Annotated in this window: 9 protein-coding genes; 3 read left to right on the top strand and 6 right to left on the bottom strand. The window is 53.4% G+C overall.

Annotation, left to right across the window (positions count from 1 at the left end; all coding sequences use genetic code 11):
* Positions 1-279: 279 nt before the first annotated feature.
* The gene (locus ABWP27_RS11205) at positions 280-1,455 is read left to right on the top strand and encodes an acetyl-CoA C-acetyltransferase (RefSeq protein WP_353156732.1); all 1,176 of its coding nucleotides are present in this window, start codon (positions 280-282) and stop codon (positions 1,453-1,455) included.
* Between the two features lie 62 nt (positions 1,456-1,517).
* Positions 1,518-2,258, top strand: coding sequence for an acetoacetyl-CoA reductase (phbB, locus tag ABWP27_RS11200; RefSeq protein WP_353156729.1), 741 nt, complete (start codon positions 1,518-1,520; stop codon positions 2,256-2,258).
* Positions 2,259-2,307: 49 nt separating this feature from the next.
* On the opposite strand, the gene ABWP27_RS11195 is transcribed toward phbB, so the two are convergent.
* Both ABWP27_RS11195 and ABWP27_RS11190 read right to left on the bottom strand, forming a co-directional pair.
* Complete coding sequence (locus ABWP27_RS11195; RefSeq protein ID WP_353156726.1) at positions 2,308-2,946, bottom strand: DsbA family protein; 639 nt, start codon at positions 2,944-2,946, stop codon at positions 2,308-2,310.
* Positions 2,947-3,023: 77 nt separating this feature from the next.
* Positions 3,024-3,605 (bottom strand): 3'-5' exonuclease, encoded by a 582-nt coding sequence (locus ABWP27_RS11190; RefSeq protein ID WP_353156723.1) that lies wholly within the window; start codon positions 3,603-3,605, stop codon positions 3,024-3,026.
* Positions 3,606-3,793: 188 nt separating this feature from the next.
* On the opposite strand from ABWP27_RS11190, the gene ABWP27_RS11185 reads away from it, so the two are divergent.
* A complete protein-coding gene (locus tag ABWP27_RS11185) occupies positions 3,794-5,881 on the top strand; it encodes a methyl-accepting chemotaxis protein (RefSeq protein WP_353156720.1) in 2,088 nt (695 codons plus the stop codon).
* Between the two features lie 18 nt (positions 5,882-5,899).
* Here the strand turns inward: ABWP27_RS11185 and ABWP27_RS11180 are convergent, their stop codons facing one another.
* The 4 genes from ABWP27_RS11180 to sbcB form a co-directional block, all read right to left on the bottom strand.
* Positions 5,900-6,121 carry an RNA-binding S4 domain-containing protein gene (locus ABWP27_RS11180; RefSeq protein ID WP_353156717.1) on the bottom strand — a complete coding sequence of 74 codons (222 nt, stop codon included), beginning with the start codon at positions 6,119-6,121 and terminating at the stop codon, positions 5,900-5,902.
* 40 nt (positions 6,122-6,161) lie between these two features.
* Positions 6,162-6,443 (bottom strand): hypothetical protein, encoded by a 282-nt coding sequence (locus ABWP27_RS11175; protein ID WP_353156715.1) that lies wholly within the window; start codon positions 6,441-6,443, stop codon positions 6,162-6,164.
* Between the two features lie 46 nt (positions 6,444-6,489).
* Positions 6,490-6,876 carry an MAPEG family protein gene (locus ABWP27_RS11170; protein ID WP_353156713.1) on the bottom strand — a complete coding sequence of 129 codons (387 nt, stop codon included), beginning with the start codon at positions 6,874-6,876 and terminating at the stop codon, positions 6,490-6,492.
* A gap of 90 nt (positions 6,877-6,966) precedes the next feature.
* Positions 6,967-7,998: exodeoxyribonuclease I (sbcB, locus tag ABWP27_RS11165; RefSeq protein WP_353156711.1), on the bottom strand; the 1,032-nt coding region annotated here is incomplete at its 5' end.

The raw sequence follows: 7,998 nt of genomic DNA, 5'->3' as shown, positions 1-7,998 counted from the left end.
GCAGCAATCACTTCTTCTCCTTTGCCTACGGCTCCTGTCGAAAAGCGACAATTCCCGCTTCACTTCTGTCACCCTCCAGTAAATATTCTTCAATAAGCTGCAGGCTATTGAATCAACTTTCAATGATTTGTTAGCGAGTCATTGCGCTTTTGATAAATTTTATATACGTTGAGAGGTGTCTGCTAAATAGCTGAAAATCACCGCGTCAGTTTCTTGGCTATTCGATTTCCTTGTATCTTCTGGCGTATCGAAATGTTGCCATTCCTTATGGAGAGTTAAATGGAGGAAATCGTTATCGTTGCTGCCGGCCGCACGGCAGTTGGAAAATTCGGCGGAGCATTGGCAAAAATATCTGCTGCGGATCTGGGCGCACATGTCATCAAAAATTTATTGTCGCGTACAGGCATCGCTGCGGATACGGTCAGCGAAGTCATATTTGGCCAGGTGCTGACTGCAGGGTGCGGGCAAAATCCTGCGCGACAGGCATCGATACGCGGCGGCTTGCCGGATATGGTGCCGGCGTTCACCATCAATAAGGTGTGCGGCAGCGGTTTGAAGGCGACACATCTTGCTGCGCAAGCCATCCAATGTGGCGATGCGCAGATCATCATTGCAGGCGGGCAGGAAAACATGAGTGCATCGCCGCACGTATTGCCCAACTCACGCGAAGGTTTTCGCATGGGTGATGCAAAGCTGCTCGACACCATGATCGTCGATGGCTTGTGGGATGTGTACAACCAGTATCACATGGGTACAACGGCGGAAAACATTGCGAAGAAATTCGGCATTTCGCGCCAGGAGCAGGATGAATTTGCCTTGGCCTCGCAGCACAAGGCGGAAGCTGCGCAGAATGGGGGGAAATTCAGGGATGAGATTATTCCGCTTGAAATCCCGGGCAAGAAAGGCGTCGTCATCGTTGATGCGGACGAATACATCAAGCCAGGCACTACGCTGGAATCCCTTGCTGCATTGCGTCCCGCTTTTTCAAAAGACGGCACAGTGACAGCAGGCAACGCTTCCGGTATTAATGATGGCGCGGCTGCAGTGATCATGATGACTGCAAAGAAAGCAGCTGAACTTGGACTCAAGCCATTAGCGCGCATCAAGGCATATTCTTCCGCTGGGGTAGATCCGGCAATGATGGGAATGGGGCCGGTGCCGGCAGCGCATTTATGTCTGAAGAAGGCAGGATGGACGCATCAGGATATTGATTTGATGGAGATCAATGAAGCTTTCGCTGCACAGGCGATTGCGGTGAATCGGGAAATGGGCTGGGATACCAGCAAGATCAATGTGAATGGCGGCGCCATCGCCATCGGTCATCCGATAGGCGCATCCGGCTGCCGTATTCTGGTTACGCTATTACATGAAATGATACGACGCGATGCCAGGCGCGGCCTGGCAAGTTTGTGCATAGGTGGCGGCATGGGTGTGGCACTCGCGATAGAACGTTAGAGATAGAACGCTGGAAGCAGTTAGCGAGAATTATAAAATTAGATGAGGCAAGGAAAAGAGAAATGACGCGTCTTGCATTGGTAACCGGCGGTATGGGTGGTTTGGGCGAAGCGATTTGCATCAAGCTTGCTGCGCTTGGATATCAGGTGGTCACAACGTATTCGCCTTCCAACACTACGGCTGGAGAGTGGCTGGCGACGATGAAGGCAAGTGGTTACGATTTCCGCGCCTATCCCTGCGATGTATCGGATTATGATTCAGCGCAACAATGCGTAGCCTTGATAACAAAGGAAATCGGCGCTATTGATGTACTCGTCAACAATGCCGGCATCACGCGCGATATGACGTTCAAGAAAATGGAAAAGCCGGATTGGGATGCTGTCATGGGTACCAATCTGGATTCTGTTTTCAATATGACCAAACCGGTATGCGATGGCATGGTCGAGCGTGGCTGGGGGCGCATCATCAATATTTCTTCGGTGAATGCGCAGAAGGGTGCTTTCGGGCAAACCAATTACTCTGCCGCCAAGGCCGGCATGCATGGCTTCACCAAGGCGCTGGCACTGGAAGTTGCGCGCAAGGCGGTCACGGTGAATACGATCTCACCCGGCTATATCGGTACCAAGATGGTGATGGCGATTCCGCAAGAGGTACTGGATACCAAGATCGTGCCGCAAATTCCCATGGGTCGCCTGGGCAAGCCGGAAGAAATTGCCGGTCTGGTTGCCTATCTTGCATCCGACGAAGCGGCGTTTGTGACGGGCGCGAATATCGCCATCAATGGTGGTCAGCACATGTATTGATGTGGAGCTGATTATCGATACCGGTACGCATCGCTAATAGTCTGATAGATCAGCTGGCTTGATCAACCAGCGCCTGCAAGCGCTCGACCAATGCCTCGGTGCGTACGAAACCGGATGTCACCAAATGCAGTTCACCTGCATTTTCAAATACCAGCGTTGGAAATCCTGTTACTCCCCAGCGTTGCGTCTGCTGAAAATCTTGATTGGTGACAGCGATTACTTCTTCCGACGACCACGCATCAAGAAATTCCTGGAATTCGATATTGATTCCCGCCTTGTTCAATGCATCGACGCTGATCTTTGCCAATACATCCGCTTTCGTTGTATCCAACCCTTCTGCATAAAATCCATGCTGAATGGCGCGGAATACATCGAATGTTGCATGCGGCGCGAGCACGCGTGCGGCAACGACGGCGCGGCAGGCAGGTTCCGTATCGTAGATGAAGTTCGGATGCGACAAGGCATCTCTGGAAAACGGTAATCCGCTGGCTTCTCCGACTTTCCCCCAATGCGCCAGAAGACTGGTTTTCAGTTTTTCATCCATCAAGTCCGGATTGTAGGCACGCAAACCGCCAAGCACGATCTCGAGTGGCGTATCCGGAATGCCATTGATAAGTGTTGTCAGTTCAGGCCCGAAACCGTAGCACCATGAGCACATGGGATCGGCGATATAGATGAGTTTGCTCATGCGTGGTCTCTCTCTTTTTGGTTATGATGATCTGCTTGCCTGAATCGAAGTAATAAGAAATAGTCGATTTATTCCTGTTATCTATCTGGCAGCGGTGGCAATGCCGGTCGCTGGCGCAAAGCCTTGACCGCCAGACTGAAGATGTCGTGCGGCATGCTGGCAGTCAGTTTCTCCCACAATTGCCATAACAGATCCGCATCCGCCAATGCGCGGTGACGTGCTTCGGGAATCAAGCCATGGCGCGCAATCAGCGTATCCAGATTGTGCCTTTTTTCTTCCGGAAAAAACCTGCGTGATAATTTGACGGTGCACAGCACGTCCGTGGACAAAGCGTGTCCCGCACGGGCGAGTGCGTGATGCAGAAAGCCGTAATCGAAGCGTGCATTATGTGCAATAAATAATCCGCCCTCCAGACGTTCGCGCACCGTATCCGCCAGTGCTTCAAACGTTGGTGCTGCTGCGACCATATTGTCGCTGATGCCGGTCAGATCCTGGATAAAAGCTGGTATCGGCCGGCCTGGATTGACAAAACTCGACCAGCGCTCAATGCGGCCATCGGCACTGACGGTCACGATGCCGATTTCCGTGATGCGATCATTGATCAGGTTTGCACCTGTGGTTTCGAGATCGATAAATATCAGTTTTTCATGAAGTGTCATGGCTCTATTGTCCCATGCCGGTGGCCAGGCGGTGTATTTCAAGGGACAGGCCGGACAGCTAAAAGGCGATTCATCAGCCTGTCATATTTCCCCTCCAGAATTACACCAAAGAAATTCCAGCGTGCCGTTATAGAGGATTTCCTATCCTCGATACCAGTTGGAGCATGCTGTCCATGGGAAGTATAAAAATGAAAAATATCTTGCTGGCACCTGCCGTCAAACTGATGCAAGGCTTGCGTTTATTGCCGAAGTTTATTGTCTTGACGCTTATTTTCATGACGCCGCTGGTGCTGGCAACCCTGCTGTTGCTGGGCGAGCTGGATAAATCGATCGCATTCACGAAGCAGGAACGTCTGGGTGTCCAGCATGTGCGCAAGATGCAGGAAATCATACGGCTGGCTCAGCAGCATCGCAGCTACCAGCATATGTTCATCATGGGTAATGCGGGTGCCGAACAGCAGGCGCAAGGGCTACAAAAAAATATCAATGAACAAATCGCTCTCTTCGATGCCATGCGCAAGGAAGAGCCTGCACTGTATGCCGGCGATGCGTGGAATGCTATCCAGAAAAACTGGATCGCATTGCAGGAAAAACTATCGACGCTCAAAGACAGAAAAATCTATAACGAACAAACTGCATTGATTACGCAATTGATGCGCTTCAATACGATGATCGCCGATCGTACTAATCTCACGCATGATCCGGAAACCGCCAGCTACTATCTGGCCGAACTGTTTATCAGGGATTTTCCGCAAATCACCGAAGGATTATCGGAGGTGGCCGGGCGCGGTGCGGCGTATATCGATAGCGGTTTGATGGAAGCGAATGAAGAAGTATTGCTGGGCTCCACCGTTTTGCTGACGCAACGCGATCTGTCCGGCATTCCCGGCAAGATAGAAACCTTGCTGCATCAAAGCCCCGCACTCAAGCAGCAAATGACACCGGTGCTGGCTGCAGTGCCGGTTGCGGTAGCCTACCTGGATCGGGCAAAAAATGAAGTGTTGAGCAGTGTTGATCAAACTTCGGGTAATCAATTCGTGGCAGCCGGCAATGCCGGCATCGATGGCCTGTATGCAGCGGCAGCCACTTCGGCAAATCTGCTCGATCACTTATTGCAGGCTCGACTGGAAAGTGCTGCTTTTTATCGCAGCATGATCATGCTGGCGATATGTTTGACGATGGCGATCGCCGCTTATTTCCTGCTTGGATTCTATGTATCGTTTTCGACGGAAGTGCGGCGTCTCGGCGCCGCTGTCATGCGTGCGACATCCGGCGATCTGAGCCGAAAAATAACATCAGGCGGGAAAGATGAAATTGCGCAGTTGCTCAACGCGTTTGGCAACATGAGCGACGGGATCACGCGTCTGGTTACGCAAGTGCGCCTGGGCAGCGATAGGATTGCACAGGCCTCGAATGAAATCGCCACCGGCAACCTGAATCTGTCAACGCGCACCGAAGAGCAAGCCAGTTCACTGGAGCAAACATCGGCGGCGATGGAAGAACTGACCAGTACCGTCAAACAGAATGCCGCGCATGCACAGCATGCCAATCGTCTGGCACAAACTGCTTCCGGCATTGCCGAGCAGGGCGGTAATGCCGTGTCGCAAGTGGTGGATACCATGCAGGCGATCCAGCAGTCTTCCAGGGAGATCAGCGATATTATCGGCGTCGTCGACAGCATCGCCTTTCAAACCAATATTCTGGCCTTGAATGCGGCAGTCGAGGCGGCGCGTGCGGGTGAGCAGGGTCGTGGTTTTGCTGTCGTTGCAGCGGAAGTGCGTCATCTCGCGCAGCGTAGTGCCGTTGCGGCAAAAGAAATCAAGGTGCTGATTGCGGAATCGGTAGAGAAGGTCGAGGCTGGCAGCAAGCAGGTGAATGCGGCAGGCAAAACGATGAATGAAATCGTGCAATCGATTTCGCACGTTACCACCATCATGGCGGAAATCACGGCGGCCAGCGCCGAGCAGCAGAGTGGTATTGAACATATCAACCAGGCGCTTGGCCAGATGGATGGCATTACGCAGCAAAATGCCGCCCTGGTCGAGGAAGCGGCGGCCGCGGCGGAAAGCATGCACGAGCAAACGCTCACATTGTCGGCGACGGTTGCCGTATTCAAGCTGGCAAACGATGAGCACAGTCCTGAAAAACCAGCCTTGCAGGCTGCGCACAACAACGTGAGAACCTTGCCAAAACGGCCAATGGCCATCTCACACGATGAGCAGACGGCAATGCTGCCAGAGCATTCTCAACTGGCAGTAGCGAACGGTTCGCGCTGAAAGAGTGTGTGTTGCAGCTTATGCTGCTGCGTGTACCTTGATACGGATGTCACCGAGGGTGACCATCTGGCCTGCGCGTATCTTGCAGGTTTTGCGCAATTCGGTTTGTCCATCGACCTTGACCTGGCCGCTGGCGACCAGCATCTTGCCGGCGCCGCCGCTATCGCATACGCCAACCAGTTTCAGTAGCTGGTTCAATTCGACGTATTCGTCGTTCAATTCAAATTCGAGTTGTTGCATGGTATTTTTTATATTTTAAAGAAGTGAAAATGCGTGGCGTTCAAGCTGTTTTTGCCAGCGTTTGCTGTGCCTTGTCCAGCCACAGGTCAAGATTCGCCAGCAGATCTACCTGGCTGAACGAGCAACTTTCTTCGGTAAACAAACTGCCGGCTTCCAGACGTCCCAGCAAATCTTCCATCACTTCGGCATAACGCGGCGGCAAGGCTGACAGCAGTGCAGTTTGCGCGCGCCATGTCTGGCAGAAGTCAGCGATCGCAAGGCGATTCTGGCGTATTGCATGCAGCGCGTCTTGCAGCAAATGGAGTGTTTGATCGTGAGACATAAAAATCAGTAAGAAGTGATAAAAAATACAGCCATTCCGTCGCCTGTCAGGCGCCGTGGAATGCGGCGATTAAAAAAAGTGCAATCACGCACAGATAGCCGATTGTCCATGAGATGGAACGTAGCGTGGCGCGATTCGTCAGATACAGCAGCGTATAGGCGATGCGGATGACAATAAAGGCGCCTGCCAGCATATTAATTGTATCCTGCGGTGCATTCAGTTGCTGTGCCACCAGTACGCCGGCGGCAAAAAACGGGAAGGCTTCAAAATGATTGTGATGGGCAGCATCGGCACGCCGTCGCACGCCCTCCTGTTTTTCCAGCCAGCGTCGCGGCTCGGCATTATCGAAGTCGCGCTTGCCCCACTTGGCAATGGCAATCGTCACTACAGGCATCACGCCTGCCGCCAGTACACACCAGTAAGAAAGATTCATCTTGCGCTCCGCACAGTAAAAACCGGGGTAAAAATAGATGGTCGGTATTCAGATTAGCATGCGCGATGGTGCGCGACTACATGTGGATAATCAGTCACGCGCAGGCGCGATGGCTTCCGCATAGTCGTACAGGGCGCCGAGAATTTCTTCGCCGCGCTCATCTGTCGTTTCGGATAGCTGGTCGATTTCGGCAAACAGACCTTCGATGGTGCGGGCGCCGCCATCGCCATCGAACAGGCGCGCTGCACGATGTTCTTCCCAGCGTTCGGTTTCTTCGGCCGACAGGGTGTGCGGAAAATTGCGCGCACGGTAGCGCCAGAAAAGCTCTTCCAGCCGAACATCGGAAAAACTCGGCGTGGCCTTGGCCAGTGCTTCCGGCGACAGCGCACGCAACTCCTGCAGCAGGCGTCTATCGTTATTGCCGACAAAACCGCCATACAGATCTTCGTCTACATCCGGCGTACCTTCTTGCGGTCTGTGGAATACGTCCTGCCAGATCGCCGTCATGTCCGGCGTGGTGGCGGCGATTTCTGCGTGCCGTAATGCCGCTGCAACATCGAGCCCCCATTGCGCCGTCATGTCAGCCGACAGTGTTTTCAGATTGTTGATGACGATCGGCGATTTGTTCAGATGGATGGATTTGATCGGTAGCCGGCTCATGCCTTCCGGCAGCGCATCCGCCTTGCTGAACATGCGGGTGCGTATCGTCTCGGCATCCAGCGTGGCAAGCTCGCTCGGATCGGCGGCCAGATCCCAGACGATGACTTCATTCTTGTTGGTCGGATGCACAGCCAGTGGCCAGACGATGCCGATGCAACCGCGCTCGGCGGGGAACATGCCGGTAATGTGCAGGAAAGGGCGACGCAAGGGCAGGCCGATTTCCGTCGCCACCCGGTCTTTCTTGTGCAGGGCAAAACAGAAGTCGAACAGCTTGGGTTGCCGGTCGCGGATCAGGCGCGCCAGCGCAATGGTGGCGCGTACGTCGGACAAGGCATCATGCGCGGCTTCATGCGCGATGCCGTTGGCAGCGGTCAGTTGTTCCAGACGGAAGCTGGGGCGTCCATCCGGATGTTTGGGCCAGTTGATACCTTCGGGACGCAAGGCATAGGCGGTGCGCACGAC

The sequence above is a fragment of the Herminiimonas fonticola genome (assembly GCF_040395855.1).
In the GTDB taxonomy this organism is placed as follows: domain Bacteria; phylum Pseudomonadota; class Gammaproteobacteria; order Burkholderiales; family Burkholderiaceae_D; genus Oxalicibacterium; species Oxalicibacterium fonticola_A.
Note: the sequence above shows the minus strand (reverse complement) of the source record. Positions and strands in the feature narration are given on the sequence as shown.

Excerpts from the sequence above, each read along its gene's own strand:
- ABWP27_RS11205 (WP_353156732.1), top strand. The coding sequence starts at position 280 with ATGGAGGAAATCGTTATCGTTGCTGCCGGCCGCACGGCAGTTGGAAAA.
- phbB (WP_353156729.1), top strand. The coding sequence starts at position 1,518 with ATGACGCGTCTTGCATTGGTAACCGGCGGTATGGGTGGTTTGGGCGAA.
- ABWP27_RS11195 (WP_353156726.1), bottom strand. The coding sequence starts at position 2,946 with ATGAGCAAACTCATCTATATCGCCGATCCCATGTGCTCATGGTGCTAC.
- ABWP27_RS11190 (WP_353156723.1), bottom strand. The coding sequence starts at position 3,605 with ATGACACTTCATGAAAAACTGATATTTATCGATCTCGAAACCACAGGT.
- ABWP27_RS11185 (WP_353156720.1), top strand. The coding sequence starts at position 3,794 with ATGAAAAATATCTTGCTGGCACCTGCCGTCAAACTGATGCAAGGCTTG.
- ABWP27_RS11180 (WP_353156717.1), bottom strand. The coding sequence starts at position 6,121 with ATGCAACAACTCGAATTTGAATTGAACGACGAATACGTCGAATTGAAC.
- ABWP27_RS11175 (WP_353156715.1), bottom strand. The coding sequence starts at position 6,443 with ATGTCTCACGATCAAACACTCCATTTGCTGCAAGACGCGCTGCATGCA.
- ABWP27_RS11170 (WP_353156713.1), bottom strand. The coding sequence starts at position 6,876 with ATGAATCTTTCTTACTGGTGTGTACTGGCGGCAGGCGTGATGCCTGTA.